The sequence below is a fragment of the Pantoea dispersa genome (assembly GCF_019890955.1).
GTDB lineage: Bacteria > Pseudomonadota > Gammaproteobacteria > Enterobacterales > Enterobacteriaceae > Pantoea > Pantoea dispersa.
Genome location: NZ_CP082346.1, coordinates 3,846,346 through 3,872,442, shown reverse-complemented (window position 1 = coordinate 3,872,442; position 26,097 = coordinate 3,846,346). Strand labels below are relative to the sequence as shown.

Here is a 26,097-nt window from a genome sequence, read left to right as displayed (position 1 = left end):
CTATTAAGCCGTGCGATCGCGAGCTGGTCCACACCGGTCGACAGGCAGGAATAATCCTTAGTTTTGAACAATCCAGAGGTTGTCATGATCAAAAAAATCGGAGTACTGACCAGCGGCGGCGACGCCCCAGGCATGAACGCAGCCATTCGCGGAGTTGTCCGTTCCGCGCTGAGTGAAGGCCTTGAAGTTTTTGGTATCTATGACGGCTATCTGGGTTTGTACGAAGACCGCATGATCAACCTCGACCGCTACAGCGTGTCGGACATGATTAACCGTGGCGGCACCTTCCTCGGTTCGGCGCGTTTCCCGGAGTTCCGCAACGAAGAAGTGCGTCAGGTCGCGATCGAAAACATGAAAAAGCGCGGCATTGATGCGCTGGTGGTGATTGGCGGTGACGGTTCTTACATGGGTGCCAAACGCCTGACCGAAATGGGTTTCCCGTGCATTGGCCTGCCGGGCACCATCGATAACGACGTCGCCGGTACCGATTACACCATCGGTTATTTCACCGCGCTGGAAACCGTGGTTGAAGCGATTGACCGTCTGCGCGACACCTCTTCTTCGCATCAGCGTATCTCCATCGTAGAAGTGATGGGCCGCTACTGCGGTGACCTGACCTTAGCGGCGGCCATCGCCGGTGGCTGTGAGTTCATCGTGCTGCCTGAAATCCCTTACACGCGCGAAGAGCTGGTGGCAGAAATCCAGGCTGGCATTGCGAAAGGTAAAAAACACGCCATCGTGGCGATCACCGAACACATCTGTGACATCGATGATCTGGCGCACTTTATTGAAGCGGAAACCAAGCGTGAAACCCGTGCCACCGTGCTCGGCCACATCCAGCGTGGCGGTGCGCCATGCGCTTACGACCGCATTCTGGCATCACGTATGGGCGCTTATTCAATTGAGCTGCTGCTGCAGGGCTACGGCGGTCGCTGCGTGGGTATTCAGAACGAGAAGATGGTGCATCATGACATCATCGACGCTATCGAAAACATGAAGCGTCCGTTCAAGCGCGACTGGCTGGATACCGCGAAAAAACTCTACTAATCAACGATAAATCGGGCGCGATCGCTCTCGCGCCCTTTTTTATGCCTTGCTATATTCTCCATAGTTATAACAGCTTATTTTTAATTCTTTAATCCATGGATTGCTTTGTGTCAGTCTTGTTCTATAACGACCTCGGGAGAGCAAGCAATGAACAAGTGGAGTATTGGTGTCACCCTGTTACTGGCTTCAACCAGTGTTCTGGCAAAGGATATTCAGCTGTTAAACGTCTCTTACGATCCAACCCGTGAGCTGTACGAGCAGTACAACAAAGCGTTTAGCGCACACTATAAGCAGGAAACCGGTGATAACGTGGTGATCCGCCAGTCGCACGGCGGTTCGGGTAAGCAGGCGACGTCCGTGATCAATGGCATCCGCGCAGATGTGGTGACGCTGGCGCTGCAGTCCGACGTGGATGCTATTGCTGACCGTGGTCGTATCGATAAAAACTGGATTAAGCGTCTGCCGGACAACTCGGCACCTTATACTTCCACCATCGTGTTCCTGGTGCGCAAAGGCAATCCTAAAGGCATTCATGACTGGCCGGATCTGATTAAGCCAGGCGTTTCCGTAATCACGCCAAACCCGAAAACTTCCGGCGGGGCACGCTGGAACTATCTGGCGGCCTGGGGCTGGGCGCTGGACCAGAACCACGGTGACCAGGCCAAAGCGCTGGCTTACGTCCGGGCGCTGTTCAAAAACGTTGAAGTGCAGGATTCCGGTGCACGTGGCGCGACTAATACCTTCGTTGAGCGCGGTATCGGTGATGTGCTGATTGCATGGGAAAACGAAGCCTATCTGGCCGTCGATAAGCTGGGCAAAGACAAGTTTGAAATCGTTACGCCGAGCGAATCAATCCTTGCCGAACCGACAGTCTCGGTAGTCGATAAAGTGGTGGATGAGCAGGGCACGCGTAAAGTGGCAGAAGAGTATCTGAAATATCTCTACTCACCGGAAGGCCAGACCATCGCGGCACAAAACTATTATCGTCCGCGCGATCCTGAGGTGGCGAAGAAGTTTGCCAGCAGCTTCGCGCCGGTCAAACTCTTCACCATTGATGACAAGTTTGGCGGCTGGAGCAAAGCGCAGAAAGCACACTTTGCCGACGGCGGCAGCTACGATCAGGTCATGAAACCGTAACCGCGTTTTCATCATGACGAAACGGTCAGCCCTGCGCTGGCCGTTTTGCTTTACGGCGCGGAAAAAGCCGTGACTTTCCGCTGGCGACAGGTGAGGATGCTGACAGCTCATCACTGAGGATCTGGCCATGCAGGCGCGCCGCCGTAGTCTTACGTTGCTGATTATCGCGTTCATCCTTCTGATTGCCGGGATGATCGCCGGTGCGGTGCATTTACATAAAAACGCCGACGCGCTGTGGCAGATTGTCAGCGAAAAGTGCGTACCGGACATGACGCAACGCGGTAATCCTGCCCCCTGTCAGCAGGTCAATCTGGCGCAGGGTTACGTCACGCTCAAAGATCTGAATGGCCCGCTGCAATATCTGCTGATGCCGATAGCAAAAATCACCGGCATGGAGAGCCCAATCCTCCTCGAACCCACCACGCCGAACCTGTTTGCTGCCGCCTGGCAGCAGCGCCGCCTGCTGGCGCAGAAGCGCGGTGCGCCTGTCGACGACCGCGTGCTGTCGCTTGCCATCAACGCGCAGTATGGTCGTACACAGAATCAGCTGCACATTCATATCTCCTGCCTGCGACCGGATGTGCGTCAGCAGCTGGATACGCTGGCACCGAAGCTGAATGCGCAGTGGCAGACGGCAACGCTGCTGCGGCATACCTGGCTGATTCGCACGCTGAGCACCGCCGAACTGGCGCAGCAGAGCGTGTTTATCCGGCTGGCAGAAGAGGTACCGCATGCACGCGGTGAGATGGGCAAATACGGGCTGGCGCTGGCCCGGCTGCCGGATGGACGCCTGGCGCTGCTGGCGCTGGAGCGCAACTGGCTGAAGCTGAATCGCGGTTCGGCGGAAGAACTGCAGGATCACCAGTGCCGTTTGCTGGGGTGAGTGGCATCGCGACCGATTAAGGCAATAAAAAAAGCGGCTTATCAGCCGCCTTTTTCTGCGTGAGAAACTTACGCGTTTTTGGCTGCCGCAGCGGCTTTGACGATCACCGCGAAAGCGTCGGCTTTCAGCGACGCACCGCCCACCAGCGCACCGTCGATGTCCGGCTGGGTGAACAGTTCTGCGGCGTTTTTGTCGTTAACCGAACCGCCGTACTGAATGATTACCTGCTCAGCGATAGCGGCATCTTTCTTCGCGATGTGGTCACGAATGAATTTGTGTACTGCCTGCGCCTGCGCTGGGGTCGCTGATTTGCCGGTACCGATGGCCCAGACTGGCTCATAGGCGATAACCGCGCCTTCGAAGGCCGCTGCACCCTGGGTTTCCAGCACGGCGTCGATCTGACGTGCGCACACTTCTTCAGTTTTGCCGGCTTCATTCTCGGCTTCGGTCTCACCGATGCACAGCACCGGTACCAGGCCTGCGGCCTTCAGCACGGCGAATTTCTTCGCGATGAACTCGTCGCTCTCTTTATGGTAGGTGCGGCGCTCAGAGTGGCCGATGATGATGTATTTCGCGCCGATGTCTTTCAGCATCTCGGCAGAGGTTTCACCGGTGAAAGCGCCAGACAGGTTCACGTCAACGTTCTGCGCACCCAGCGCAATGTGGCTGCCGGAAATGGCGTGTTTGGCCTGATCCAGATAGATGGCCGGCGGAGCAATCGCCACACCGCAGCCTTCCACACCTGACAGCTCTTTGCGCAGGCCTTCAATCAGCTCGCCCGCCATGTGCTTGCTGCCATTCAGTTTCCAGTTACCCATAACCAGTGGATGTCGCATTCTTTCCTCCGCATAACGCGATTCATGAAATAGCGCTGCCATCGGGGCAGCGATGTCTGCCAGACAGTATAGAGATCAAATGGGGCGCTGGCTTTGCTTTTCGTCATTTTTGCCGGGGAGATCAGGGGCTAGCGAGCGCCAGTTTAATGGGCTCAACGGCGAAGGTCAGTCCCTTGTCGCCGTTGTCTGCGACCACAAAGCGCAGTGCACCTTCGGTGCGGGAAAAATAGCGTGCGCCCTTGCCGGCGCTGAGCAGGCCATCGAGCTTCTTGTGTCCCTCTTCCGCTGACAAACCGGGCACAAAAAAGCGCAGTAGCGCAGTCATGTAATCCATGGCGCGTGTCTGTGCCGCTTTCATATCCGGGCCCGGCACCGGCAGCCAGGTAATCTGCAGCGTTTTAATCTTGCCGGTGCCCTGTTCCAGCGCGGTAGAGGCATACAGCGTTTCGCTGATTTTGCTGGCGGCACGTGTCAGGTGGCTCTTGTCATCGCGGTTATCGATGGCGCGATACTCCTGCAGCGGCAGGTCAGGATTGGCGGCGTTGTACTTTTCGCGGAACTGCGCGATGGTCATATCAAAGGTGGGCGCACCCGCCAGCAGATACGGCGCCGCAGGCAGGTGATCGTTGCGATCCTGCGCGGGCGCGTCCTCTGCCCAGGCGGGAAATGTCAGTGCGACGCTGAGCAACAGCGCGACTGGCAGATTCTTCATTGCTTCGGCCCTAAATCATTCACTTAGCCCACGATTAGAACGGTTTTTACCGCTGAAAGTCAAAACCCGCGCCGGGAAAAATCTGACATTTTGCTGCCGGCGCGATTACCAGTAATGCTCGCTGGTCATGTGACCGGGTTTACGTTTGAAATGCTTGCGCATATCGCGGGTCTCTTTCAGCAATTGCTGGGTATCGCGCACCATCTGCGGGTTACCGCACAGCATCACGTGGCTGGTGTCGGCGTGCATTGGCAGGCCCACGGCGTTTTCCAGTTCTCCGCTCTCGATCAGCTGCGGTACGCGGCCATGCAGTGAACCGGGCATCTGCTCGCGGCTGACCACCGTCTGAATGTGCAGCTTGCCCTGATAACGCTGCTGCAGTTGCTGCATCAGCGGCAGAAAACTCAGGTCGGCGGCATAGCGCGCAGCGTGCACCAGCACAATGTTATCGAAGCGCTCCAGCCCTTCGCCCTGTTGCAAAATCGACAGATACGGGCCGATCGCCGTGCCGGTCGCCAGCATCCACAGCGTCTGGCAGTCGGGGATCTCATCCAGCACAAAGAAACCGGCCGCCTCTTTGGTCACCATCACCTGATCGCCGGGCTGCAGCGCCTGTAAACGCGGGCTGAGCTTCCCTTCCGGCACCGTTACCAGATAGAACTCCAGCAGCGGATCGTGCGGCGCGTTGACGTAGGAGTAGGCGCGCTGCACGCGCTCGCCGTCGACTTCCAGCGCCAGCTTGGCAAACTGGCCGGCGGTAAAAGGGTCGATGGGCGCCGTGACGCGCAGGCTGAACAGTGCGTCGGTCCAGTTTTTCACTTCTTTTACTTCTGCATTGACCCACTCTGCCATGTTCGCTCCTGATGATTGATAATTGGTCTCTTTCTATCTTCGTCAGCCCGGCACCAGATTTCCAGCCCCGCAGCGGTCAAAGGGCTCTCTGCGACAAATCGTCCGCACACATCAGCAACTGTAGCGGCCACGTTACAGCCTGGTACAGAAGCTTGACGGTGCCTGTGCTGCCGCTTTACGCCCGCCTCTCGCTTTGTGCGCAATTCCTGATATTTTTGCCGCCATAACTCTCCGGCAGCCCTGTTTAGTGCTGTCATTACTTTGTTTCTCAGGCAGACATTTTGTTCCATGATGATGAGTAATACGCAAAACCGCTTCCTGCTGTTCATGCTGATTGTGCTGGTGGCGGTCGGGCAGATGGCGCAGACCATCTATGTGCCCGCCATGGCGAACATGGCAGAGGCGCTTAACGTACGCAGCGGCGCCATGCAGCAGGTGATGGCGGCCTATCTGATGACCTACGGCGGATCGCAGCTGATCTACGGCCCGTTGTCGGACAGTATTGGCCGGCGTCCGGTGATCCTCGCGGGAATGTCGATCTTCGCGGCGGGCGCGCTGATCGCCCTGTTTGCGCCGTCGCTGAGTGTGCTGGTGCTGGGCAGTGCGGTGCAGGGACTGGGTACCGGCGTGGCTGGCGTGATGGCGCGCACCATGCCGCGCGATCTTTACTCCGGCATTGCGCTGCGCCAGGCCAACAGCCTGCTCAACATGGGCATTCTGGTCAGCCCGCTGCTGGCGCCGGTAATCGGCGCGCTGCTGACCCATCTGTTTGGCTGGCACGCCTGCTTTGCTTTCCTGCTGCTGCTGTGTGTTGGCGTAACGGCGGCGATGGCACGCTGGCTACCGGAGACCCGTCCGGTGGATGCGCCCGCGACACCGTTTCTGCGCCGCTACATCACGCTGCTCAGCGACGGCAACTTTGTGCGCTATCTGCTACTGCTGATCGGCGCGCTGGCGGGCATTGCGGTATTTGAGGCCAGCTGTGGCGTACTGATGGCGGGCGTGCTGGGGCTCGACGGGCTGACGGTGAGTATTTTGTTCATCCTGCCGATTCCGGCGGCCTTTTTCGGCGCCTGGTTTGCCGGCCGCGAGCAGAAATCCTGGCATACGCTGATGTGGTATGGCGTGAACAGCTGCCTGCTGGCGGGCCTGCTGATGTGGCTGCCGGCGTGGTTTGGCGTGATGACTATCTGGACGCTGCTGGTGCCGGCCGCGCTGTTTTTCTTCGGCGCAGGCATGCTGTTTCCGCTGGCAACTTCTGGCGCGATGGAGCCCTACGCGTGGTTGGCCGGCAGTGCCGGTGCGCTGATTGGCGGCCTGCAGAATCTGGGTTCCGGTGTGGTGGCGTGGCTCTCAGCGCTGCTGCCGCAGCACGATCAGTCGAGCCTCGGTATGCTGATGTTTGTGACGTCGCTGGTGATGCTGCTGTGCTGGTGGCCGCTCTCGCGTCATCCGGAGAGCGGCAAACAGACGGTTACAGGATAAAAGGGTGCAGCGCCGCGTCTTTGCGGTCCAGATAGTGGATCGACTGAATGCGGCGAATGGTGCGCGATTTACCGCGCACCAGCAGCGTTTCGCTGGTGGCGATATTGCCCTGGCGCGTGATGCCCTTTAGCAGATCGCCCGTGGTGATACCGGTCGCCGCGAAAATCACGTTATCGTTACGCGCCATCTGTTGCAGCGTCAGCACTTCCCCGGCGTTGATGCCCATTTCGGCACAGCGCGCCAGCTCCTGCTCACCCAGACGGCGGTTTTCGGCCGAATCCCCTTTGACCTGATGACGAGCCAGCAGGCGCGCCTGCATGTCGCCATCCATGGCGCGGATCACCGCCGCCGACACCACGCCTTCCGGCGCACCGCCGATGCCATACAGCACGTCCACTTCGCTGTCCGGCATACAGGTGAGAATCGAGGCAGCCACGTCGCCGTCCGGAAAAGCAAACACGCGCACGCCCAGCTGCTGCAGCTGCGCGATGACCGCATCGTGACGCGGTTTGGCGAGAATCGACACCGTCAGCTGGCTGAGCGGTTTATTGAGCGCCTGCGCAATCGCCTGCAGATTGGTGGCGAGCGGCAGGTTGAGATCGATAGCGCCGCGCGCGCCCGGACCGACAATCAGCTTTTCCATATACATATCAGGTGCGTGCAGGAAGCTGCCTTTATCGCCCACCGCCAGCACCGCCAGCGCGTTGGCCTGGCCCATCGCAGTCATGCGCGTGCCTTCGATAGGATCAACTGCAATGTCCACCGCATCGCCGTGGCCGGTACCGACTTTTTCACCAATGTAGAGCATCGGTGCTTCGTCGATTTCGCCTTCGCCAATCACGATCTGGCCGTCGATATTGATGGTGTTGAGCATAATGCGCATGGCGTTGACGGCGGCGCCGTCGGCGGCATTCTTGTCGCCGCGTCCTAACCAGTGATAGCCCGCTAACGCAGCGGCTTCGGTCACACGGGAAAATTCAATCGCGAGTTCTCGTTTCATGGTCTGCACCTGACAAAAAACAGGCGGGCAGTGTAGCACAGCGGGGCAGGGGGACGGGAAAAACCCGCGGCAGGGCGCCGCGGGTCAGCACAGTGTTACTCTTCTTCTTCCCACGCCTGGGCGCGCGCCACGGCTTTTTTCCAGCCGGCATAGCGCACGTTGCGTTCGGTGGTTTCAATGCTTGGACGGAACTCGCGTTCCACCACGGCTTTAGCACGAACTTCTTCCAGATCGTTCCAGAAACCGACCGCCAGACCGGCGAGGTAAGCCGCACCCAGCGCAGTCACTTCGCGCACTTCCGGACGCTCCACGCGCGTGCCGAGAATATCGGACTGGAACTGCATCAGGAAGTTGTTGGCCACCGCACCGCCATCCACGCGCAGCGACTGCAGGCGGGTATCGGCATCGTTCTGCATCGCTTCCAGCACATCACGCGTCTGGTAAGCGATGGACTCCAGCGTGGCGCGAATGATGTGGTTGGCATTGGCACCACGGGTCAGGCCGAAGATTGCGCCGCGCGCATACGGGTCCCAGTACGGTGCGCCGAGACCGGTAAAGGCCGGCACCATGTACACGCCATTGGTGTCTTTGACTTTCATCGCGAAGTATTCGGAGTCGCCCGCATCGCTGATCAGCTTCATCTCATCGCGCAGCCACTGAATGGACGCACCACCGATGAACACGGCACCTTCCAGCGCGTAGTTCACCTCGCCGCGTGGACCGCAGGCGATGGTGGTCAGCAGACCGTGCGTCGAAGTAACCGCTTCGGTACCGGTGTTCATCAGCATAAAGCAGCCGGTGCCGTAGGTGTTTTTCGCCATGCCAGGCTGCACACACAGCTGGCCATACAGCGCAGCCTGCTGGTCACCGGCGATACCGGCGATAGGAATACGCGTGCCGCCCTTACCACCAATGTTGGTCTGGCCGTAGATTTCGGACGATCCTTTCACTTCCGGCAGCATTTCGCGCGGAATATCCAGAATCTCCAGCATGCGCGCATCCCACTCCAGCTTGTGGATGTTGTACATCATGGTACGCGATGCGTTGGTGTGATCGGTGATGTGCACGCGGCCCTGGGTCATTTTCCACACCAGCCAGGTGTCGACGGTGCCGAACAGCAGTTCGCCGCGTTTCGCCCGCTCGCGTGCGCCTTCCACGTGGTCAAGAATCCATTTCACCTTGGTGCCGGAGAAGTACGGGTTAATCACCAGACCGGTGGTGTGCTGGATATACTCTTCCAGACCCTCTTTCTTCAGCTTGTTACAGTAGTCGGCGGTACGCGGATCCTGCCAGACGATGGCGTTGTAAATCGGTTTGCCGGTCTCTTTGTCCCAGACAATCGCGGTTTCACGCTGGTTGGTGATACCGATGGCGGCGATCTGGTCAGAACGGATATCAGCGTGCGCCAGCACTTCCACCAGCGTGGAGCTCTGTGAGGCCCAGATGTCCATCGGATCGTGTTCAACCCAGCCGGCTTTCGGGTAGATCTGGGTGAATTCGCGCTGTGAGACGGCGACGATGTTGGCGTCATGATCGAGCACCACGGCACGTGAGCTGGTTGTGCCCTGATCAAGCGCGACAATATATTTTTTATCAGTCGTAGTCATTATGGTTTCCTGATGATTAACGATGAAACTTACGCTTTACGCTGCTCAGCGCGCGCGACCGGTTTTTCTGTTTTACTGGTTTCTGCAAGGTTGCCCGGCAGGTGACGGCCAATCAGCGCACGGTAACCGAAGGCACCGAGGCAGGCACCGACCAGCGGGCCAAAAATTGGCACCAGGAAGTAAGGAATATCTTTACCACCGGTGAACGCCACGTTACCCCAGCCCGCGAAGAAGGCGAACAGCTTCGGACCGAAGTCACGCGCCGGGTTCAGGGCGAAGCCGGTCAGCGGACCCATGGAACCGCCAATCACCGCCACCAGCAGACCAATCAGCAGCGGCGCCAGCGGGCCACGCGGTACGCCGTTGCCATCGTCGGTCAGCGCCATGATCACCGCCATCAGCACGGCAGTAATCACCATTTCTACCAGGAACGCCTGCGCCACGGTGATGTGCGGGTTCGGATAGGTGGAGAAGATACCGGCCAGATCGAGGCTTTGCACGCTGCCGCGTACCATCTGGTGGCTGGCTTCGTAATCAAAGAACAGATTGTAGTAAAGACCGTAGACCAGCGCCGCCGCACAGAACGCGCCAGCGATTTGCGACACAATATAAGGTAAAACTTTGCGGCCTTCGAAGTTGGCGAACAGGCACAGGGCAACCGTGACTGCCGGATTGAGGTGAGCGCCGGATACGCCTGCGCTCAGATAAACCGCCATGGAGACAGCAAGACCCCAGATGATACAAATTTCCCACTGGCCGAATGCGGCACCGGCCAGCTTCAGCGCCGCCACACAGCCGGCACCAAAAAAGATGATCAAACCGGTACCGAGAAACTCGGCGATGCACTGACCTTTGAGTGTGTTCGTTGTCTGACTCATAATGGAATTCCTGAAGCGAGGTTAAATTTTATCAGTTTTTGTTCTCAATCCTTGAGTCGCCCAGCTCTAATGTAGGGTTGATGTGAATTTATCGTTAACGAGCATAAACGAGAAATAGCGAAATCGAATTTTGTGTGCCGTGTCATAAAAATGCGCGTTTTCGCGTCTTTTGCCTGTGTTTAGGGCCAAAAACCCCCGCTGCGCTGCACCCCGCGCGTGTGACCGCGCGCAAAATGCGCGAAGTTGCGCGTTTTCCAGGTATAAACTGAAAAGTGTTACAGACTTCCCTCGCAGGCCTTGTGCTGCTGGACTTGCCGGGTGTGGCTACATACAATCGGGACATCGTGGCTGGACGCACTATTTTAAGGCACGCCCGGTCTATCAACGCCTTGCACGATTTAGGAGAGGTCAGAAAGATGTCATTTGAAGTATTCGAGAAACTGGAAGCGAAAGTACAGCAGGCGATTGATACCATCACCCTGCTGCAGATGGAAATTGAAGAGCTGAAAGAGCAGAACAATAACCTGAAAAATGAAATGAGCCAGGCATCCGGCAATCACGAAGCGCTGGCGCGTGAAAATCAGCACCTGAAAGAAGAGCAGCATGTATGGCAGGAGCGCCTGCGTGCACTGCTGGGAAAAATGGAAGAAGTTTAAGCCTCAGCGCTTAAACCAACGGGTGCCGCGGCACCCGTTTTTGTTTGTCGCTTACTCGATGTCGAGTGCGTCTTCAGACAGGATCATGCCGGTGTTGTCGGCGTAGAGATGATCGCCGGAGAAGAAGGTGACGCCGCCGAAGTTAACCCGCACGTCGCTCTCGCCGATGCCTTCGCCTGCGGCGCCAGCCGGAATGGCCGCAATCGCCTGAATGCCGATCTCCAGCTCTTCCAGTTCATCGACCTGGCGAACCGAGCCGTACACCACGATGCCTTCCCACTCGTTTTGCGCCGCCAGTCTTGCTAACTGAGCGTCAACCAGCGCGCGCCGCACTGAGCCGCCGCCATCGACCAGCAGCACGCGACCGCGACCGTTCTCTTCGAGCAGGTCATACAGCAGGCCGTTGTCTTCGAAACATTTCACTGTGGTAATTTGACCACCGAATGAGGTGCGCCCACCAAAGTTCGAAAAAAGCGGTTCAACAACGTTCACTTCTTCATGGTAGATGTCGCAGAGTTCAGATGTATCGTATTTCATAGGGATGTCGTCTGTTTGCCACAGGAGCGGTAAGTATATCGCTATCTGACGATTGTTGGCAAAATCATCAACCGCCAAAAAAAGCGCTGCATCAATATCCTGCGTAATATTTTGTCTGCGGCGGAGAGAACAGCGGCGCGTGGCAACAGCGCCGCAGGGGAAGCGTTACACGGCGGGCTTCTTGAAGGCCTGTTTGTGCGAGATACGGGAAATCAGCTCGGTCAGCGACAGCACCATGGTGGATCGCACCATCTGCAGGTAGCGCTGCTGCTGCATGGCGCGCAGCGCGGCGTCGTCGCGGGTGAAATCGGGTTGCGGCGGCCAGGCCAGCACGCAGTGCAGTTCGCCGAACGGGCCGAGTATTTCATCGTCGGTAAAGCGGTAGTCGCTGGTGTCGTGATTCAGCTCCTCACGCAGCGCCAGCAGCAGCTCGCAGTCTTCGTATTCGTGGCGATTGATCACCCCCAGGCCGTAGATAAGCTTCAGGCGTACCGAGAGCTCGCCCAGCGGGCCGTCGCCCAGCAGCAGCGGTTCCACCGCATATTTCACCGCGTAGTCATCTTTGCGAAAGACCTGCAGCACCAGCAGATTGACTGCTTCCGCCAGCAGTTCGACAGCGGCGATCAGGAAGCTTCTCACCGAACGACCGGCGTTCAGCCGCTCAAGCACCCGGTTTTCAAAAGCCTGCTTCTCTTCCATTATTGCCTGCATCATTCAGCTACCGTCGACGGGCACGCGGCTGCCGTGCCCGAATTGACCACTAAAGGGCGCGCATTATGCCATAGCGTGGTAAGCGCTCACCACTGAGCTCACCACTTCGCTATTGGCATCAAGGCCAGAAATCTCCGCCAGCGCCGCCTGTGGGCCTTTCTGCGCGATCAGTGACGCCAGCTCCTGCGCCTGCGGATCGGCTTCGCTGCGATAGTGCATCGCGGCGGCAATGCCCTGCACCAGGCTGGCGTGCGGCAGCTGATACTCCAGCGTGCCCAGCGTTGGCTTGATCAGGCGATCGCCGGCACTCAGCTTACGCAGCGGCTGACGGCCGACGCGCTCAACGTCATCTTTCAGGTACGGGTTTTCGAAACGCGTCAGGATTTTCTGGATATACGCGGCATGTTTCTCCGCATCGAAACCATAACGCTTGATCAGCACCGCGCCGCTCTCCTGCATCGCGCCCTGCACCACGGCACGTACTTTCTGGTCGAGAATGGCTTCGCGAATGGTGGCGTGACCGGCCAGCTTACCGAGATAAGCGGTAATGGCGTGGCCGGTGTTGAGGGTAAACAGCTTGCGCTCGACGAACGCCATCAGGTTATCGGTCAGCTCCATGCCAGGAATGTCCGGCAGCGCGCCTTTAAACTGGGTTTTGTCGACGATCCACTCGCTGAAGGTTTCTACGGTAACTTCCAGCGGATCGGTGCTGCCGGCTTCAGATGGCGGCACGATGCGGTCAACTGCCGAATCAACAAAGCCAACATGCTCTTCAACCCACGCATGATACTGCGGCGGCAGCGCCTTCAGTACGTGCTGCTTCAGCTGGCTGGTGCCGCGCACCATGTTTTCACAGGCGATAATATTCAGCGGACGGACATTACCGTTGTCACTGCGTTTGGCCAGACCCTGCGCCACGCTGCCCGCGATGCGCTCAAGGATCTGCGGACCAACCGCCGTGGTAACGATATCAACCTCAGCAATCAGCGTGACGATGTCGTCGCTGGTGCTGTTCACCGCGCTGACGCCGGTAACGATTTCGACCTGCGCCTGCTCGCCCACCACGTGAACCGGATACTCATGACGGGCGTTAAGGGCATCAAGCACCACCTGATTCACATCAGCAAACACCAGTTCGATACCGGCATCCGCCAGCAGCTTACCGATAAATCCACGGCCGATGTTACCTGCTCCAAAATGTAACGCTTTCATAAATTTGACCCATATCAAATGACGAAGGGGCGGGCATGTCCGCCCCGGAAAGTGGGGACGGGCTTGCCCGCCCCAGGGAAGTTAAAACCGCGAATTACGCGTTAGCAGTGCTGCCAGACAGCAGATCCAGCACGTCCTGCACGCTGGTGGTGTTCGCCAGCTTCTCGATTACGCTATCGTCGTCGAGCGCATTGGTCAGGCTGGTGATCACCTGAATGTGTTCGTTATTGCGTGCGGCAATACCAATCACCAGTCGCGCGACTTCGTCCGGCTCATCGCCAAACTGCACGCCGGCCGGATACTGACAGAATACCACGCCGGTTTTCAGCACGCGGTCTTTGGCTTCGACGGTGCCGTGCGGCACAGCGATGGATTCACCGAGGTAGGTTGGCGTCAGCTGCTCGCGCGCCAGCATCGCTTCAACGTATTCCGGCTGCACGTAACCGCCTTTCACCAGCTGCTCGCCTGCGAAGCGAATCGCCTGCTCTTTATTGCTGGCGCTCAGGCCGAGGAACACGTTATCAGCGCCCAGTTTGAACAGGTGCGCGCTGCCGTCGTCATAGCTGTCTGCCAGCGCGGTTTGCACCGTTTCACGGTGGGCTTCGCTGCGGTTCGCCGCCACCAGACGCTCAGTCAGGTTGGTGTACAGCGCGCTGTCGAGGAAGTTGTTCAGCGAGATGTGCTGCGCCTGTGGCGCCTGACGCATCGCACGTTCGGTCAGATCGCGGTGAGTAATCACCAGATCGACATCGCCCGGCAGCGAGTTAATCGCGCTGTTGGTCACAGAGATATTGCTCAGGCCCGCATCCTGCACCTTCTTGCGCAGCACGCCTGCACCCATCGCGCTGGAGCCCATACCGGCATCACAGGCGACGATGATTTTGCGCACGTGGCTGACGTCAACGCTGCTGGCATCGGCAATCACCGGTGAACCGGCAACGGCCTGGCCTTTTGACTGCGCTTTCATGTCTTTCATGCGCTGGGTCGCCGCTTCAATGTCGTCTTCTTCTTTTACTTTGCTGGTTTTCAGCAGAATCGAGGAGACCACGAAGGAGACGGCGAAAGCCGCAACGATAGCCGCGATGTTAGCGAAGTAAGCGCCTTTTGGCGTCATCGCCAGCACGGCCAGAATCGAACCTGGTGAAGCCGGTGATACCAGACCGCCGTTCAGCAGCGTCAGGGTGAACACGCCGGTCATACCGCCGAGGATCACTGCCAGCAGCAGGCGCGGCGCCATCAGCACGTACGGGAAGTAGATTTCGTGGATACCGCCAAGGAAGTGGATGATCGCTGCACCGCCCGCCGACTGCTTGGCGCTGCCGCGGCCGAAGATCATATAAGCAACCAGCACGCCCATACCCGGACCCGGGTTCGCTTCAATCAGGAAGAAGATCGATTTGCCCGCTTCGCTGGCCTGCTGGATACCCAGCGGCGAGAAGATACCGTGGTTGATGGCGTTATTGAGGAACAGGATTTTCGCCGGTTCAACAAAGATTGAGGTCAGCGGCAGCAGGTTGTTCTGCACCATCAGGTTTACGCCGGCGGCGAGAATGTGTGACAGACCTTCTACCAGCGGACCGATAGCGAGGAAGGCCAGCAGCGCCAGCAGCATACCGATAATACCGGCCGAGAAGTTGTTGACCAGCATCTCGAAGCCGCTTTTGATTTTGCCGTCAACCGCGCGGTCAAACGACTTGATCGCCCAGCCGCCCAGCGGACCGGCAATCATCGAGCCAAGGAACATCGGCATATCGGCACCGACGATCACGCCCATGGTGGTGATGGCACCGACCACGCCGCCGCGATCGCCACCCACCAGACGACCACCGGTGAAGCCGATGAGCAACGGCAGCAGGTAGGTAATCATCGGGCCGACCAGCTTGGCCAGCGTTTCGTTAGGAATCCATCCGGTTGGAATGAACAGTGCTGTGATGATACCCCAGGCGATAAACGCACCGATGTTTGGCATCACCATATTACTCAGAAAGCGACCAAAGCTCTGAACCTTGACCTTGACTGATGAGGACATAAACCCACCCCTTATTGAGACGCGCTGCAATAAGAGAGCGCGTTTGTTTTTGTTAAGACGTTACGGCGGGGGCCGTGGCATTACTGTATGCACGCGGACTCTAGCACTAGTTGATTACACTGCGTAGCGTCAGGAAAAAGTGTGATGCATATCACGCTAAGTTGGGGTGGGCAGGGGGATTAAAGGTGACTTTGATCACAAAAATACCCTGTAAGAAAGCAACGCCGGCGAAAAAATGCGCGCAACAGCGGTAGAAATGTGACAAAAATCACCTTTCACCTGGGCCGGTTTGTTTCACAAATGTGATTGAGATCACAAACTATTTTTGGTTGAAAATGCGCCAGATCACACTCTGTGCTGACAGAAAAAGCCGATGTAAGGAAGTGACGAAAATCTGAAAAAGCGGGCAGTGGAGAACTGCCCGCTGAGCGGCTTACTGCAAACCACCCTGTACGGCATTTTGTGCCTGGGTCAGCGCCTGCGTATTGCTGGCGAGATTACTCATCAGCGTGTTGTATTGCGTGGCCTGCTCCTGCGTCGGGAACTGAACGCCGCCGTCATTGAAGCTGACGCGTGCGCCCTGCGACTGCAGATAATCGCCGGCCTGAACTGCCGACTGGCTCAGCGCCTGCAGCTGCGGCAGCAGCGGGATCAGCGTGCTGGCTGGCTGCGTCACCACTTTGGCGTACACGCTGTCGTACACTTTCTTCAGATCGTCCGGCTGCTTCAGCGTGGCTTTGCTGCTGTCGGCCTGCATTTTGGCGCTCTGAATCTGCTGCGTCAGCACGCTCAGATTGCCGCTCGCCTGGCGCAGGCTGTCGCGGCGTGTCAGATAATCCTGCGGCACGCGGATGGCCGCCAGCTCATCAACCACCGGGCGCATGCCCTGATCCACCGCCTGATTCACCTGCTGCGAGAAGCCATACAGGATGGCGTAATCACTGGCGTAGTTACCGAAGGTTTGCTTCTGGTTTTCGCTCAGGCTGGGCAGATGTTCACCGCTGCGCATCACGGTGTTTTGCAGAAAATCAGTAAAGGCTTTGCGCTGATCGCCCTCTTTATCGCCGCAGGCGGTAAGCTGCAGCACAAGTAGCACGCCGGTCAGCAGCATGCCGCTACGCATCCAGATGCGGGAAATTCCTGACGCCATAATTCAACTCCTGTTGTGACGATGGCTAAATTCGATTCGCTGGGAAAGGTCCTAAAGAATAGTGCAATGGCCCCGGCTGTACAACGGCTGGTCTGCAGTGCTTCACGCTGGTGCGTGCCTGCTGCACAACTGTGCAGCGCAGCCTGCCTGCAAGCGCAGCGCTGTGCAATAACTCATGTAATTCAGGCTGATAGCAACCTGGCATTGATATTGCCTGCTTTCTGGCAGATGCAGGAGCGATCGCGGGCAACCGACGTCGCCACACAATTTGCAATGGGTCACTAGGGTTCCGATCGCGAGATGCTGGTCCGAGAGTGACCGACCGTCCTCTGACGGTTACACGGCGGGAAAAAAGCCCGGGAGGAAAGCGAGAACGTTGCTCGCCGCCTCCTGCCTGATTTTCGTCCGTTAACGCCAGAGGAATCATCATGATTAAAGCCTGTCTGCGCCTGCTGCTGATTTGCAGCGTCGCCCTGTTCAGCGTTCCGTCGCTGGCCGCCGCTAAACCATCCTTTAAGCTTTGCTGGTCCATCTACGCTGGATGGATGCCGTGGGATTATGCCCAGCAAAGCGGCATCGTGAAAAAGTGGGCCGATAAGTACGGCATCGATATTCAGTTTGTGCAGGTTAACGACTATATCGAGTCGGTCAATCAGTACACCGCAGGTGGCTTTGACGGCTGCACCATGACCAATATGGATGCACTGACCATTCCGGCCACTGGCGGCGTCGACAGCACCGCGCTGATTGTCGGCGACTACTCCAACGGTAACGACGGCATTCTGCTTAAAGGCGCGGACAGCGTCAGCGCGCTGAAAGGCAAACCCATCAACCTCGTCGAACTGTCGGTCTCACACTATCTGCTGGCGCGCGCGCTGGAGAAATCCGGCATGAGCGAGAAAGACGTCAGGGTGGTTAACACCGCCGATGCCGATCTGGTGGCGGCGTTTGGCACTGCTGACGTTAACGCCATCGTCACGTGGAATCCGCTGCTGGCGGAAGCAGAGAAGCAGCCGGACAGCCATCTGGTGTTCTCCTCGGCGCAGATCCCGGGCGAAATCCTTGACCTGCTGGTAGTCAACACCGCCACGCTCAACAAATATCCTCAGCTCGGCAAAGCGCTGACCGGTGCCTGGTACGAGACGCTGCACAGCATGGCCGGACAGAGCGACAGTGCCAAAGCGGCGCGCACGCAGATGGCGCAGGCATCCGGTACCGATCTGGCCGGTTTTGATCAGCAGCTTGCCGCGACACACCTGTTCAGCGATGCCAAAACCACGCTGGATTTTGTCGATAGCCCGCAGTTAAAAGCCACGATGCAGCTGGTGGCCGAATTCTCCTTTAAACACGGTCTGCTGGGCGAAGGCGCGCCGGGGGCCGATGCGGTAGGGGTCGCTACCCCGGCCGGTAACTGGGGCGATGCCGGCAACATCAAACTGCGCTTTACCGACACCTTCACCAAACTGGCCGCCGCCGGTCAGCTGTAAGCGAGGCGCTGCCGATGCGTAAATTGATCAACTACCAACCGCTGCCGCTCGGCCGCCTGCTGCTTGGCATTCTGCCGCTGCTGGCGGTGCTGCTGGTCTATCTGTTCGCGTCGGATGCGCGTCTCAGCCTGAACGCGGCAGACAAACTGCTGCCGGGATTTAACGCTATGGGCGAGGCCATCAGCCGGATGGCGTTTCAGCCCAGCCCGCGCACCGGCGAGTATCTGCTATGGAGCGATACCGCCGCCAGCCTGCTGCGTTTGCTGAGCGGCGTTGCTATCAGCGCGCTGCTGGCGCTGGCAATCGGCCTGTTCACCGGCGCGCTGCCGGTGGTGCGCGCGGTGCTGGCACCGCTGGTGACGCTGTTTGCGCTGGTGCCGCCGCTGGCGATTCTGCCCATTCTGTTTATCTGCTTTGGCCTTGGCGAAGTCTCCAAAGTGGTGCTGATCGTTATCGGCATCACGCCGCTGATCGCGCGCGATCTGCAGCTGCAGGTGCAGAAAATCCCGCAGGAGCAGCTGGTCAAAGCGCAGACGCTGGGTGCGCATAGCGCGCAGATTCTGTGGCGGGTGATTCTGCCGCAGCTGATGCCGCGCCTGTGCGATGCGGTGCGGCTGTCGCTCTGTTCGGCGTGGCTGTTCCTGATTGCTGCCGAAGCGATTGCGGCCACGGAAGGCCTCGGTTACCGCATCTTCCTGATGCGCCGCTATCTGGCCATGGATGTGATTCTGCCGTACGTGGCGTGGATCACCCTGCTGGCCTTTGCCCTCGACCTGCTGCTGCGGCTCGTCAGCCGACGCTGCTGGCCGTGGTATCACGCCAAATAAGGAGCGCGCGATGCCCTTACTGCAACTGAAAAATCTGGAAAAACACTACGGCGATCAGGTGGTGCTGGAGCGGCTGAATATGCAGGTCGAGCGCGGCGAATTCGTGGCGATTGTCGGCGCCTCCGGCTGCGGCAAAACCACGTTTCTGAATATGCTGCTCGGCACCGAAGCGCCGACCAAAGGCGAGCTGCTGCTGGATGGCGCACCGATTCCCGACGAGCCGGATGCCCATCGCGGCGTGGTGTTTCAGCGCTACTCGGTGTTTCCGCATCTGACGGTGCTCGGCAACGTGATGCTGGCTGACGAGTTCAGCAGCGCACGCTGGCTGGGACGCGTCTGGGGACGCAAACGTCAGGCGATTCGCCAGCGCGCGCAGGCAATGCTGGCGCAGGTCGGACTGGAAAAGGCGCAGAGCAAATATCCGCATCAGCTGTCGGGCGGCATGCAGCAGCGTCTGGCCCTGGCGCAGGCGCTGATGAAACAGCCGCGCATTCTGCTGCTGGATGAACCTTTTGGCGCGCTCGATCCCGGTATTCGCAGCGAGATGCATCAGCTGATCACCCAGCTGTGGCAGCAGCATCAGCTGACCATTTTCATGATCACCCACGATCTGAAAGAGGGCTTCAGCCTCGCGTCACGCCTGCTGGTGTTCGACAAACTGCGCCACGATCCGCACGCGCCGCAAGCCTGGGGCGCCACTATCACTTACGACCTGCCGCTGGATCGCACTCAGCCCGCCGCTGAAGTGCTGTCCGCAACGCAGGTGGCTTAAAGGAGAGCACGATGCAGCCATACCAAACCCTGCTGCCCGCCGGGGCGCACTGGTCTTTTGTCATGCGCAGCGGCAGCGCGCTGACGCTGACCGATGTGGAGGGCGGCGCCAGCGCCGGCCTGCTGTTTTATAACCCGGAAAACCTGCTGGAGCGCTACAACGCGCCGGATACGCTCAAATGCCAGCACACTTTCCGGCTCACCGCCGGCCACTGTCTCTACTCGGACATGGGGCGCATTTTCTGCGGCATTGAACACGACAGTTTCGGCTGGCACGAGAGTGTGTGCGGCACGCTGAACGCGGCACAAACGGCCGCGCGCTATGGAGTCAGCGACTATCAGCAGGTGCGCAACCTGCGCCATCAAAACGGCTACGACAGCTTCCTCGTCGAGCTGGCGAAATATGGCCTTGGCCAGCGCGACATGGCGGCCAGCCTCAACCTGTTTGCGCAGGTGCGCGCCGATGACAGCGGGCGCTTAACGCTGGAGCGGCAGGGCGAAGCCGGCGCGCAGGTTCGGCTGCGTTTCGCCATGGACACGCTGGTGCTGCTGCACACCTGTCCGCACCCGCTCAGCCCGGCGAGCGATTATCCGCGTCAGCCGCTGCAGCTGACGCTGGATGCGCAGCGTGCGCCGCTGCCGGAAATCTGTCTGCAGCGCGCGGAAAACCAGCGCGGCCTGCGCAATAACGCCCTCTATCAACTGCAGGGAGAAATGTGATGATTAAAGCGAGTGAACGAAACCCGGCGCAGGCGCGTCTGCAGCAGCAGATCGACGCCGGTGATTACTGGCTGCAGCGCATTGCCGCCGGAGAAACGCTGCGCATTACCGATCTGGAAGGCAATCAGGCGGCGGATACGCTGTTTTTCAACGCCGACGATACCGCCGAGCGCTACAGCATGAGCGAGACGCTGCGCGGCCAGCACAACGTGTTTCTCACGGCCGGCAGCGTGCTGCGTTCTAATCTTGATCGGCCGATGCTGACCATCACCGCCGATACCTGTGGCCGTCACGATACGCTCGGCGGCGCCTGCTCGTGCGAGAGTAATACGGTGCGTTATGACCTCGAAAAGCGCCACATGCACTCCTGCCGTGACAGCTGGATGCTGGCGGTCGCCGCGCATCCGGAGTCTGGCCTGACGCGCCGCGATATCACGCACAACATTAACTTCTTCATGAATGTGCCGGTGACCCACGACGGCGGCCTGACGTTTGCCGATGGCATCTCCGCGCCGGGTAAGTATGTTGAGATGGTGGCGCAGATGAACATTCTGGTGCTGATCTCCAACTGTCCGCAGCTCAACAATCCCTGTAACGGTTACAACCCGACGCCGATTGCCGTCAGCGTGTGGTGATTCTCTGACGCAACGGGACGACCCGTTTTACGCCGTCACAGCTGGTGCAGGACGACCTGCCGCAATAAGAGTATTCAGTCATGATTGATCGCGTATTGATTGCCAACCGTGGCGCGATTGCCGTGCGTATCATCCGTACCCTGCAGGCCATGAATATCCGGGCGATTGCCGTCTATGCCGAAGCCGACCGCCATGCGCGCCACGTGCGGCTGGCCGATGAAGCCTGGTCGCTGGGCGAGGGCCAGGTGCGCGACACCTATCTCAACCAGGACAAACTGCTGGCGATTGCCGCGCAGAGCGGCGCGCAGGCGCTGCATCCGGGCTATGGCTTTCTCAGTGAAAACCCGGAGTTCGTTACGCGCTGCGAAGCGGCGGGCCTGCATTTTCTCGGGCCGGATGCGGCGCAGATGCGGGCGTTTGGCCTGAAACATCGCGCGCGCGAACTGGCTGAGCAGAACGCGGTGCCACTGCTGCCGGGCAGCGGCCTGCTGACCTCCCTGCAGCAGGCACAGGCCGCCGCGCAACAGATTGGCTATCCGGTGATGCTGAAAAGCACCGCCGGCGGGGGCGGTATCGGGATGCAGCGCTGCAACAGCGCGGACGAGCTGGAGGAAGCCTTTACCCGCGTGAAGCGGCTGGCAGGTAACAATTTCGCCGACGATGGCGTGTTTTTAGAGAAATTTATCGCCCGGGCGCGCCATATCGAAGTACAGATTTTTGGCGATGGCCAGGGCGACGTGATTGCGCTGGGCGAACGCGACTGCTCAGCGCAGCGCCGTAATCAGAAGGTGCTGGAGGAGACACCCGCGCCGCGGCTGAGCGATGCGGTGCGCGCGCAGTTGCAGGCTACCGCCGTACGGCTGGCGCGCGCGGTTAACTATCGCAGCGCCGGCACGGTGGAGTATGTCTATGATGAGGTCAGCCAGCAATTCTGGTTCCTGGAGGTGAATACCCGCCTGCAGGTCGAGCATGGCGTCACTGAACTGATGTACGGCGTGGATCTGGTGCGCTGGATGGTCGAACTGGCGCAGCAGCGCCTGCCGCCGCTGGCGACACTGCAACCGGTGGCGCAGGGCCATGCCATTCAGGTGCGGCTGTACGCTGAGGATCCGGCGAAGCAGTTTCAGCCAAGCGCCGGACTGCTCAGCCACGTGCAGTTCCCGACGGCGCTCGATCACGCTACGCTGCGCATCGACAGCAGCGTAGAGAGCGGCATGGAAGTTTCACCGTTTTACGATCCGATGCTGGCGAAGATCCTCGTGCACGCGGCCGATCGCCAGCGCGCGCTCGACGGCATGATCGCGGCGCTGGCGCAGAGTGAGCTGTATGGCATCGAGACCAACCTGCGCTGGCTGCGTCAGCTCTGTACGCTGCCGGACGTGCAGCAGGGGCGCATCATTACCGCCACGCTCGGCAGCGTGGCGTGGCAGCCGCCGACGCTGGATATCCTCAGCGGCGGCACCCTCACCACGGTGCAGGATGCGCCGGGCCGCGTCGGCTACTGGCACGTCGGCGTACCGCCTTCCGGGCCGTTCGACAGCCGCGCCTTCCAGCTCGGCAACCGCCTGCTGGGTAACGAGGCACAGGCGGCCGGGCTGGAAATCACGCTGCGCGGTCCGACGCTGCGCTTTAATCAGGCATGCAGCTTTGTACTGAGCGGCGCGCCGCTGGCGGCCACCCTCGACAGCCAGCCGCTGGCGATGCATCAGGTGCTGCATGCGCAGGCCGGGCAAACCCTGACGCTGGGTGACGTGCGCGACGGCTGCCGCAGCTATCTGCTGCTGGCGGGCGGGCTGGATACGCCGCGCTATCTGGGCAGCCGCAGTACCTTTACGCTGGGTAAGTTTGGCGGTCACGCCGGGCGGGCGCTGCGCGCCGGCGACGTGCTGCAGCTGGCCGCGCCGCGTCAGGCTGCGGCGGCGCGCCTGCCCGAGACGCTGCTGCCGCCGCTTAACGGTGAATGGCAGCTGCGCGTTATTTATGGTCCGCACGGCGCACCTGCCTTCTTTACCGATGACGATATCGACGAATTTTTCGCTGCCGAGTGGCAGGTGCACTACAACTCCAGCCGCACCGGGATTCGGCTGATCGGCCCGAAACCTGACTGGGCACGCAGCGACGGCGGCGAGGCGGGCATGCATCCGTCCAATATTCACGACAACGCCTATGCCTTTGGCACGGTGGATTTTACCGGTGATATGCCGGTGATCCTTGGTCCGGACGGCCCTTCGCTGGGCGGCTTTGTCTGTCCGGCGACGGTGATCGACGCCGATCTGTGGAAGCTGGGTCAGCTCAAAGCGGGCGATCGACTGCGCTTTGTGCCGATCGCCCTTGCTGATGCCGATCGTCTGGCGCAGGCGCAGCGTCACGAGATCGCGCATCTGCAACCGGAAGCGGTGTGCGTGGCGCCAGCACTGCCGCTGATCGATCCGATCTTGCACCAGCATGCAGCAACCGCCGGGCGGCCTGCACTGTGCGTGCGCGCCGCGGGTGACCGTTTTCTGCTGGTGGAGTATGGCGCGCTGACACTGGACATTGCGCTGCGTTTCCGCGTTCACGCCCTGATGCAGTGGCTGGAGGCGCATCCGCTGGCGGGTCAGCTGGAGCTGACGCCCGGCATCCGCTCGTTACAGGTGCATTATGATGCGCAGCAGTGCGCAAGAAGTGAGCTGTTGGCGCAAATTTTGCACGCTGATAATCTGCTGGGCGACCTCGCCGACGCGGCTGTGCCGTCGCGCACCGTGTGGCTGCCGCTCAGCTGGGATGATGCCGCCTGCCGCGAAGCCGTAACACGCTATAGCCAGTCGGTGCGTCCGAATGCGCCCTGGTGCCCGAGCAACATTGAGTTTATCCGGCGCATCAACGGGCTCGATAGCGTGGAGGCGGTGAAACAGATTGTGTTCAGCGCCTCGTATCTGGTGATGGGGCTGGGCGATGTCTATCTCGGCGCGCCGGTGGCAACGCCACTCGATCCGCGTCACCGCCTGGTGACCACCAAATACAACCCGGCGCGCACCTGGACGGCGGAAAACTCGGTGGGCATCGGCGGCGCGTATCTGTGTGTTTATGGCATGGAAGGGCCGGGCGGCTATCAGTTCGTCGGACGTACGCTGCAGATGTGGAACCGCGATCGCCGCACCAGCGCCTTTACCCAGCCGTGGTTGCTGCGTTTCTTCGACCAAATCCGTTTTTATCCGGTCAGTGCCGACGAACTGCTGCAAATCCGCGAACGTTTCCCGTGGGGCGATTATCCGCTGCGCGTGGAAGCCGGAGAATTTCGCCTCGCCGACTATCAGGCGCTGCTGACTGCCCAGGCGACGGAGATTGACGCGTTCCAGCAGCAGCGTCAGCAGGCGTTTGACGCCGAGCTGGCACGCTGGCGCGCCGATGGCCAGTTCACCTTCGACAGCCAGCTGCAGGCGCAGAGCAGCGAGGAAGTGGTGGTGCCGGCGGGCTGCCACAGCGTGGAGAGCCAGGTGGCGGGCAGCGTGTGGCAATGGCTGGTAGCGGAAGGCAGTGATGTGACCGCGGGTGCCACGGTAGGCATTCTCGAATCCATGAAGATGGAAATCCCGATCGTGGCGCCGGTCAGTGGCAAAATCCACAGCCTGCAACGCCAGGCCGGGCAGCAAGTGCAGGCGGGTCAGTTACTTATGGTGATCGCTCCGTTTGCAGTATAAGAAAGAAGAAAAAATAATCAGGAAACAGGCAGCAAAACCGGGGATCTGACCCATACTTAGAGACCCGGTTCAATGTTGCATTGCCCTGACAACTTTTCGCAGTGTGCAACAGGCTGTGTCCCGTAACGGTTTCATTAAAACACTATTTTCGCCCTGATAAGGGAAAACTGTTTCGGGATACAGCCTGATAAGGCCGGTTTCAGCGCCTGGTGGCGCTTACCTCTCTACTTTCACGTGCTTCATAGTGAGTTTTAAGGAGTTCTCTATGGAAATAAAAGATCCAATGGTCGAATTACTCAGCAGTCTTGAGCAAATTGTTTTGACACGTGATGCACAGACTCCCGTATCAGAAATTGCACTCAATACCGTTTCCGTTCCCGAACCGCAGCGTTTACGCGAGATGACCGGCATGCAGGTGGATGAATTCGCCCGCGTGATGGGGGTGAGCGTCTCGTCAGTAAAAAGCTGGGAAGCGCAACGTACGCGCCCATCCGCCACGGCTCGCAAACTGATGAAACTGCTGCAGGCCAATCCGTATCTGGGCCGACAGCTGCTGGAATAACGCCGACTATCGGTTCTCTGTGACCCGCCTGCACGGCGGGTTTTTTTTAGCTTAAGCCACCGTATTTCGCCGCCTGTTTGACAAACCAGCTCTCCGGCACGCTGTACGGCGGTTTTGCCAGCTGCGCGATGCCCTGTTCAATGATGTGATTCGCCTGCTGCCACAAACGCCGATCGCCCTGCTGTAACAGCTGAATCTGAATCTGTTTCTCCACCAGGTAAACCCGGGCAAAGTTGGGATCGAACTGCACGATGGCACGGGTGTTATCGATGATATCGGCCAGCTTGATGGTTTGCGCTTCGGGCGAGGCTTCGGCAGTGTGGCGAAAGTGTGCCAGCTTACGGGCGGTACGATTTTTCGCCTGCGGCTGGGCGCTGTCGGTAAGCATGTCCACCAGATGTGCAACGCGCGCACCAAAGTGTTCTTCAATATCCTGTAAAGTACTGGCGGTGTCCTCCACCGTGTCGTGCAGCCAGGCGGCAGCGATCATCGCTTCGTCATCGCTGACGCTGCGCACCAGCTCCGCGACGGCAGCCGGATGCACAATATAGGGTTCGTCGGTGTATTTACGACGCTGGCCCGCATCGGCATGTGCCTGCGTGGCATAACGGCGCGCCTGCTCTTCCAGTGAATCACGCATCTTCACACTCCAGGAAAAAGTTGCTTGCAATTATCTAGCGCGC

24 protein-coding genes and 1 riboswitch are annotated in these 26,097 nt (G+C 59.3%); of the genes, 12 read left to right on the top strand and 12 right to left on the bottom strand.

Annotated elements, in window-relative coordinates:
• The first annotated feature begins 84 nt into the window (after positions 1 to 84).
• The 3 genes from pfkA to K7H94_RS18025 all read left to right on the top strand — a co-directional run bounded on the left by pfkA (position 85) and on the right by K7H94_RS18025 (position 3,067).
• The gene (gene pfkA, locus K7H94_RS18035; RefSeq protein WP_021507047.1) at positions 85 to 1,047 is read left to right on the top strand and encodes a 6-phosphofructokinase; all 963 of its coding nucleotides are present in this window, start codon (positions 85 to 87) and stop codon (positions 1,045 to 1,047) included.
• 147 nt (positions 1,048 to 1,194) lie between these two features.
• Positions 1,195 to 2,184 carry a sulfate ABC transporter substrate-binding protein gene (locus K7H94_RS18030; protein WP_104094244.1) on the top strand — a complete coding sequence of 330 codons (990 nt, stop codon included), beginning with the start codon at positions 1,195 to 1,197 and terminating at the stop codon, positions 2,182 to 2,184.
• A gap of 127 nt (positions 2,185 to 2,311) precedes the next feature.
• Entirely contained in the window at positions 2,312 to 3,067 is a 756-nt protein-coding gene (locus K7H94_RS18025; protein WP_222951429.1) for a CDP-diacylglycerol diphosphatase, read from the top strand.
• 68 nt (positions 3,068 to 3,135) lie between these two features.
• Here the strand turns inward: K7H94_RS18025 and tpiA are convergent, their stop codons facing one another.
• The 3 genes from tpiA to fpr all read right to left on the bottom strand — a co-directional run bounded on the left by tpiA (position 3,136) and on the right by fpr (position 5,467).
• Positions 3,136 to 3,903, bottom strand: a complete 768-nt coding sequence (gene tpiA, locus K7H94_RS18020) for a triose-phosphate isomerase (RefSeq protein ID WP_031279624.1) — start codon at positions 3,901 to 3,903, stop codon at positions 3,136 to 3,138.
• A 121-nt stretch (positions 3,904 to 4,024) separates the two neighbouring features.
• Entirely contained in the window at positions 4,025 to 4,615 is a 591-nt protein-coding gene (locus K7H94_RS18015; protein WP_058771031.1) for a YiiQ family protein, read from the bottom strand.
• A gap of 105 nt (positions 4,616 to 4,720) precedes the next feature.
• Positions 4,721 to 5,467: a ferredoxin--NADP(+) reductase gene (gene fpr, locus K7H94_RS18010; protein WP_215800486.1), complete on the bottom strand. Its 747-nt coding sequence runs from the start codon at positions 5,465 to 5,467 to the stop codon at positions 4,721 to 4,723.
• 291 nt (positions 5,468 to 5,758) lie between these two features.
• Here fpr and emrD point away from each other — a divergent pair, with 291 nt between their 5' ends.
• The gene (gene emrD / locus K7H94_RS18005) at positions 5,759 to 6,952 is read left to right on the top strand and encodes a multidrug efflux MFS transporter EmrD (RefSeq protein WP_276523022.1); all 1,194 of its coding nucleotides are present in this window, start codon (positions 5,759 to 5,761) and stop codon (positions 6,950 to 6,952) included.
• On the opposite strand, the gene glpX is transcribed toward emrD, so the two are convergent.
• From glpX to K7H94_RS17990, 3 genes are all read right to left on the bottom strand, one after another.
• A complete protein-coding gene (glpX, locus tag K7H94_RS18000) occupies positions 6,942 to 7,952 on the bottom strand; it encodes a class II fructose-bisphosphatase (protein ID WP_021507041.1) in 1,011 nt (336 codons plus the stop codon). The two genes, emrD and glpX, sit on opposite strands and share 11 nt — an antisense overlap.
• A 95-nt stretch (positions 7,953 to 8,047) precedes the next feature.
• Positions 8,048 to 9,559: a glycerol kinase GlpK gene (glpK, locus tag K7H94_RS17995; protein ID WP_021507040.1), complete on the bottom strand. Its 1,512-nt coding sequence runs from the start codon at positions 9,557 to 9,559 to the stop codon at positions 8,048 to 8,050.
• Between the two features lie 29 nt (positions 9,560 to 9,588).
• Positions 9,589 to 10,437, bottom strand: coding sequence for an MIP/aquaporin family protein (locus tag K7H94_RS17990; protein ID WP_021507039.1), 849 nt, complete (start codon positions 10,435 to 10,437; stop codon positions 9,589 to 9,591).
• A 416-nt stretch (positions 10,438 to 10,853) separates the two neighbouring features.
• Here K7H94_RS17990 and zapB point away from each other — a divergent pair, with 416 nt between their 5' ends.
• A complete protein-coding gene (gene zapB / locus K7H94_RS17985; RefSeq protein ID WP_021507038.1) occupies positions 10,854 to 11,093 on the top strand; it encodes a cell division protein ZapB in 240 nt (79 codons plus the stop codon).
• A gap of 51 nt (positions 11,094 to 11,144) precedes the next feature.
• Here zapB and rraA read toward each other — a convergent pair whose 3' ends face one another.
• The 5 genes from rraA to K7H94_RS17960 all read right to left on the bottom strand — a co-directional run bounded on the left by rraA (position 11,145) and on the right by K7H94_RS17960 (position 16,732).
• Positions 11,145 to 11,630 carry a ribonuclease E activity regulator RraA gene (gene rraA / locus K7H94_RS17980; protein ID WP_021507037.1) on the bottom strand — a complete coding sequence of 162 codons (486 nt, stop codon included), beginning with the start codon at positions 11,628 to 11,630 and terminating at the stop codon, positions 11,145 to 11,147.
• Between the two features lie 165 nt (positions 11,631 to 11,795).
• On the bottom strand, positions 11,796 to 12,344 hold the full coding sequence (mtlR, locus tag K7H94_RS17975) for a mannitol operon repressor MtlR (protein ID WP_193717991.1): 549 nt from the start codon (positions 12,342 to 12,344) through the stop codon (positions 11,796 to 11,798).
• Positions 12,345 to 12,404: 60 nt separating this feature from the next.
• Positions 12,405 to 13,553: a mannitol-1-phosphate 5-dehydrogenase gene (gene mtlD, locus K7H94_RS17970; RefSeq protein WP_088516551.1), complete on the bottom strand. Its 1,149-nt coding sequence runs from the start codon at positions 13,551 to 13,553 to the stop codon at positions 12,405 to 12,407.
• Between the two features lie 94 nt (positions 13,554 to 13,647).
• Positions 13,648 to 15,582 (bottom strand): PTS mannitol transporter subunit IICBA, encoded by a 1,935-nt coding sequence (locus K7H94_RS17965; RefSeq protein WP_058758069.1) that lies wholly within the window; start codon positions 15,580 to 15,582, stop codon positions 13,648 to 13,650.
• Positions 15,583 to 16,015: 433 nt separating this feature from the next.
• Complete coding sequence (locus tag K7H94_RS17960) at positions 16,016 to 16,732, bottom strand: DUF3053 domain-containing protein (protein ID WP_010616539.1); 717 nt, start codon at positions 16,730 to 16,732, stop codon at positions 16,016 to 16,018.
• A 270-nt stretch (positions 16,733 to 17,002) separates the two neighbouring features.
• Positions 17,003 to 17,097, top strand: a riboswitch (guanidine-I (ykkC/yxkD leader).
• 63 nt (positions 17,098 to 17,160) lie between these two features.
• On the opposite strand from K7H94_RS17960, the gene K7H94_RS17955 reads away from it, so the two are divergent.
• From K7H94_RS17955 to K7H94_RS17925, 7 genes are all read left to right on the top strand, one after another.
• Positions 17,161 to 18,219 (top strand): putative urea ABC transporter substrate-binding protein, encoded by a 1,059-nt coding sequence (locus K7H94_RS17955; protein ID WP_058758070.1) that lies wholly within the window; start codon positions 17,161 to 17,163, stop codon positions 18,217 to 18,219.
• A 14-nt stretch (positions 18,220 to 18,233) separates the two neighbouring features.
• Positions 18,234 to 19,046: an ABC transporter permease gene (locus tag K7H94_RS17950; RefSeq protein WP_058771035.1), complete on the top strand. Its 813-nt coding sequence runs from the start codon at positions 18,234 to 18,236 to the stop codon at positions 19,044 to 19,046.
• A gap of 10 nt (positions 19,047 to 19,056) precedes the next feature.
• On the top strand, positions 19,057 to 19,818 hold the full coding sequence (locus K7H94_RS17945) for an ABC transporter ATP-binding protein (protein ID WP_141497162.1): 762 nt from the start codon (positions 19,057 to 19,059) through the stop codon (positions 19,816 to 19,818).
• Positions 19,819 to 19,829: 11 nt separating this feature from the next.
• Positions 19,830 to 20,537, top strand: a complete 708-nt coding sequence (locus K7H94_RS17940) for an urea amidolyase associated protein UAAP1 (RefSeq protein WP_222951428.1) — start codon at positions 19,830 to 19,832, stop codon at positions 20,535 to 20,537.
• Positions 20,537 to 21,172, top strand: a complete 636-nt coding sequence (locus K7H94_RS17935; protein WP_132466083.1) for an urea amidolyase associated protein UAAP2 — start codon at positions 20,537 to 20,539, stop codon at positions 21,170 to 21,172. The genes K7H94_RS17940 and K7H94_RS17935 overlap by 1 nt, the downstream gene beginning before the upstream one ends.
• 80 nt (positions 21,173 to 21,252) lie before the next feature.
• Positions 21,253 to 24,852 carry an urea carboxylase gene (gene uca / locus K7H94_RS17930; RefSeq protein WP_222951427.1) on the top strand — a complete coding sequence of 1,200 codons (3,600 nt, stop codon included), beginning with the start codon at positions 21,253 to 21,255 and terminating at the stop codon, positions 24,850 to 24,852.
• A gap of 265 nt (positions 24,853 to 25,117) precedes the next feature.
• Positions 25,118 to 25,414 (top strand): HTH-type transcriptional regulator, encoded by a 297-nt coding sequence (locus tag K7H94_RS17925; RefSeq protein WP_021507026.1) that lies wholly within the window; start codon positions 25,118 to 25,120, stop codon positions 25,412 to 25,414.
• 46 nt (positions 25,415 to 25,460) lie between these two features.
• Here the strand turns inward: K7H94_RS17925 and K7H94_RS17920 are convergent, their stop codons facing one another.
• Positions 25,461 to 26,054, bottom strand: a complete 594-nt coding sequence (locus tag K7H94_RS17920; RefSeq protein ID WP_021507025.1) for an HD domain-containing protein — start codon at positions 26,052 to 26,054, stop codon at positions 25,461 to 25,463.
• Between the last annotated feature and the right edge of the window lie 43 nt (positions 26,055 to 26,097).

Bases quoted from the DNA above. Each gene is read 5' to 3' on its own strand.
- pfkA (WP_021507047.1), top strand. From the start codon at position 85: ATGATCAAAAAAATCGGAGTACTGACCAGCGGCGGCGACGCCCCAGGC.
- K7H94_RS18030 (WP_104094244.1), top strand. From the start codon at position 1,195: ATGAACAAGTGGAGTATTGGTGTCACCCTGTTACTGGCTTCAACCAGT.
- K7H94_RS18025 (WP_222951429.1), top strand. From the start codon at position 2,312: ATGCAGGCGCGCCGCCGTAGTCTTACGTTGCTGATTATCGCGTTCATC.
- tpiA (WP_031279624.1), bottom strand. From the start codon at position 3,903: ATGCGACATCCACTGGTTATGGGTAACTGGAAACTGAATGGCAGCAAG.
- K7H94_RS18015 (WP_058771031.1), bottom strand. From the start codon at position 4,615: ATGAAGAATCTGCCAGTCGCGCTGTTGCTCAGCGTCGCACTGACATTT.
- fpr (WP_215800486.1), bottom strand. From the start codon at position 5,467: ATGGCAGAGTGGGTCAATGCAGAAGTAAAAGAAGTGAAAAACTGGACC.
- emrD (WP_276523022.1), top strand. From the start codon at position 5,759: ATGATGAGTAATACGCAAAACCGCTTCCTGCTGTTCATGCTGATTGTG.
- glpX (WP_021507041.1), bottom strand. From the start codon at position 7,952: ATGAAACGAGAACTCGCGATTGAATTTTCCCGTGTGACCGAAGCCGCT.
- glpK (WP_021507040.1), bottom strand. From the start codon at position 9,559: ATGACTACGACTGATAAAAAATATATTGTCGCGCTTGATCAGGGCACA.
- K7H94_RS17990 (WP_021507039.1), bottom strand. From the start codon at position 10,437: ATGAGTCAGACAACGAACACACTCAAAGGTCAGTGCATCGCCGAGTTT.
- zapB (WP_021507038.1), top strand. From the start codon at position 10,854: ATGTCATTTGAAGTATTCGAGAAACTGGAAGCGAAAGTACAGCAGGCG.
- rraA (WP_021507037.1), bottom strand. From the start codon at position 11,630: ATGAAATACGATACATCTGAACTCTGCGACATCTACCATGAAGAAGTG.
- mtlR (WP_193717991.1), bottom strand. From the start codon at position 12,344: ATGATGCAGGCAATAATGGAAGAGAAGCAGGCTTTTGAAAACCGGGTG.
- mtlD (WP_088516551.1), bottom strand. From the start codon at position 13,553: ATGAAAGCGTTACATTTTGGAGCAGGTAACATCGGCCGTGGATTTATC.
- K7H94_RS17965 (WP_058758069.1), bottom strand. From the start codon at position 15,582: ATGTCCTCATCAGTCAAGGTCAAGGTTCAGAGCTTTGGTCGCTTTCTG.
- K7H94_RS17960 (WP_010616539.1), bottom strand. From the start codon at position 16,732: ATGGCGTCAGGAATTTCCCGCATCTGGATGCGTAGCGGCATGCTGCTG.
- K7H94_RS17955 (WP_058758070.1), top strand. From the start codon at position 17,161: ATGATTAAAGCCTGTCTGCGCCTGCTGCTGATTTGCAGCGTCGCCCTG.
- K7H94_RS17950 (WP_058771035.1), top strand. From the start codon at position 18,234: ATGCGTAAATTGATCAACTACCAACCGCTGCCGCTCGGCCGCCTGCTG.
- K7H94_RS17945 (WP_141497162.1), top strand. From the start codon at position 19,057: ATGCCCTTACTGCAACTGAAAAATCTGGAAAAACACTACGGCGATCAG.
- K7H94_RS17940 (WP_222951428.1), top strand. From the start codon at position 19,830: ATGCAGCCATACCAAACCCTGCTGCCCGCCGGGGCGCACTGGTCTTTT.
- K7H94_RS17935 (WP_132466083.1), top strand. From the start codon at position 20,537: ATGATTAAAGCGAGTGAACGAAACCCGGCGCAGGCGCGTCTGCAGCAG.
- uca (WP_222951427.1), top strand. From the start codon at position 21,253: ATGATTGATCGCGTATTGATTGCCAACCGTGGCGCGATTGCCGTGCGT.
- K7H94_RS17925 (WP_021507026.1), top strand. From the start codon at position 25,118: ATGGAAATAAAAGATCCAATGGTCGAATTACTCAGCAGTCTTGAGCAA.
- K7H94_RS17920 (WP_021507025.1), bottom strand. From the start codon at position 26,054: ATGCGTGATTCACTGGAAGAGCAGGCGCGCCGTTATGCCACGCAGGCA.